Origin of the sequence: Streptomyces sp. SID5643, assembly GCF_009872555.1 — a bacterium.
In the GTDB taxonomy this organism is placed as follows: Bacteria; Actinomycetota; Actinomycetes; order Streptomycetales; family Streptomycetaceae; genus Streptomyces; species Streptomyces iakyrus.
Window position 1 is genome coordinate 1 of the sequence record NZ_WWIC01000267.1, and the last position, 2,006, is coordinate 2,006.

The following is a 2,006-nucleotide window of genomic DNA, read 5'->3' on the forward strand; positions in this document are numbered from 1 at the left end:
CCGCAGCCAGGTCCCCTACGGCGGCATCCTGCTCACCAGCGGTATCTGCGTACTCGGCGTCGGCCTCAACTTCGTGGTGCCCACCGAGGCGTTCGAGATCGTGCTGAACTTCGCCGCGATCGGCATCCTCGCCACCTGGGGCATGATCATGATCTGTCACCTCCTCTTCTGGCAGAAGACCCAGAGGGGCGAGCTGACCCGCCCGGGCTACCGGCTGCCGGGCTCCCCCTGGACCGAGATCGTGACGCTGGTGTTCCTCGCCTCCGTCCTGGTCCTCATGTACGCCGACGGCGGCGCGGGACGCACCACCGTGCTGTGCCTGCCGCTGATCGTCGGGGCACTGGTCGCCGGATGGTTCGCCATCCGCGGCCGGATCGCGCGCAAGTCCACCACCGGAGCCGGCGCGTGAGGAACGCGCCGCTCCCAGAGAAGCAGGCAGTGATGTTCAGCAGTTCCCTCGCGGACGCACCCCTTGTCCGTGAACCCGTCCACGCCCCCGTCGCCCACCTCCTCCGCGGCGGAATCGTCGAAGGCATCCACTACGGCTCCGTCGTCGTCCTCGACGCCGACGGAAGGGTCGCGCTCCAGATCGGAGACATCGAGGCCGCCTTCTACCCCCGTTCGGCGATCAAGCCCGTCCAGGCCGTGGCCATGGCCCGGGCGGGGCTGCCGCTCGACGGCGAGCTCCTGTCCCTGACGGCGGCCAGCCACTCCGGGGAGGATCGCCACCTCGCCGGTGCCCGGCGCATCCTCGACCTCGCCGGGCTCACCGAGGACCATCTGCGCAACGTCACGGACATGCCGTTCGACCCGGTCGTCCGGGACGCCTGGGTGCGCGAGGGCCGGCTGCCCTCGCGCCTCGCGCAGAACTGCTCCGGCAAGCACGCCGCCATGCTCTACACCTGCGTGCTCAACGGCTGGCCCCTGGAGAACTACCTCGATCCCGGCCACCCGCTCCAGCAGGCGATCGCCGAGATCGTCGAGGACCTGACCGGGCAGCGCATCGCCCGGGTCACCGTCGACGGCTGCGGCGCCCCCCTGTTCTCCATCTCGCTGCACGGCCTCGCCCGCGCCACCGCCCGGATCGTCACCTCCGCCCCGGGGACGCCCGAGGCGCGGGTCGCCGACGCGATGCGTGAGCACGCGGAGATGGCCTCCGGCTCCGGGCGGGACGTCGCCGCGCTGATGCGGGCCGTGCCGGGGCTGTTGTCCAAGGACGGCTTCGAGGGCGTACAGGTCGCTGCGCTGGCTGATGGGCGGGCCGTTGCGGTGAAGATCGCGGACGGGGCGAACCGGGCGCGGGTCCCCGTGACCGCCGCTGCGTTGGCCCGAGCCGGTGTCGACCCGGAGCTGCTCGCCGAGTTCGCGGGCGAGCCGTTGCTCGGAGGCGGGCGGGAGGTCGGGCGAGTGCGGCCCGTACGTTCGCTGGAGCCGGTTGCCGGGGTAGCCCGCGCCTGACGCCGTGCCGGATCTCCCCGTCGGCGGCTGCGAGCCGCATGCGGCTGGACGCGCAGTCCCCCGCGCCCCTTTCAAGGGCACTTCCCACCCTGCACCTCAGAGAAGAGGACCCTCACCGTCATGACCGCCGCCACCCGCTCCGAGCACGATCTGCTCGGTGACCGTGACGTCCCCGCCGATGCCTACTGGGGAGTTCACACCCTGCGGGCCACGGAGAACTTCCCCATCACGGGCATGACCATCTCCGCGTACCCGCATCTGATCGACGCCCTTGCCGCGGTCAAGGAGGCCGCCGCCCTCGCCAACGAGGAACTCGGGCTGCTGGACTCCAAGAAGGCCGCCGCCATCGTCGAGGCCTGCCGGGAGATCCGGGACGGCAAGCTGCACGACCAGTTCGTCGTGGACGTCGTCCAGGGCGGGGCCGGCACCTCGACCAACATGAATGCCAACGAGGTCGTGGCGAACCGGGCGCTGGAGCTGCTGGGTCACGCCAAGGGCGAGTACGGCTTCCTGCACCCCAACGAGGACGTCAACCTCGGCCAGTCGAC

General features: G+C 71.2%; 2 protein-coding genes and 1 pseudogene. All 3 read left to right on the forward strand.

Annotated features, from left to right (window positions below; all coding sequences use genetic code 11):
• Positions 1–409 (forward strand): annotated as a pseudogene (locus GTY56_RS29990) (amino acid permease); the annotation flags it as partial.
• Positions 410–441: 32 nt separating this feature from the next.
• Positions 442–1,458: an asparaginase gene (locus tag GTY56_RS29995; RefSeq protein WP_161368442.1), complete on the forward strand. Its 1,017-nt coding sequence runs from the start codon at positions 442–444 to the stop codon at positions 1,456–1,458.
• Positions 1,459–1,578: 120 nt separating this feature from the next.
• On the forward strand, positions 1,579–2,006 hold a 428-nt coding region (locus tag GTY56_RS30000; protein ID WP_272923407.1), incomplete at its 3' end, for a lyase family protein.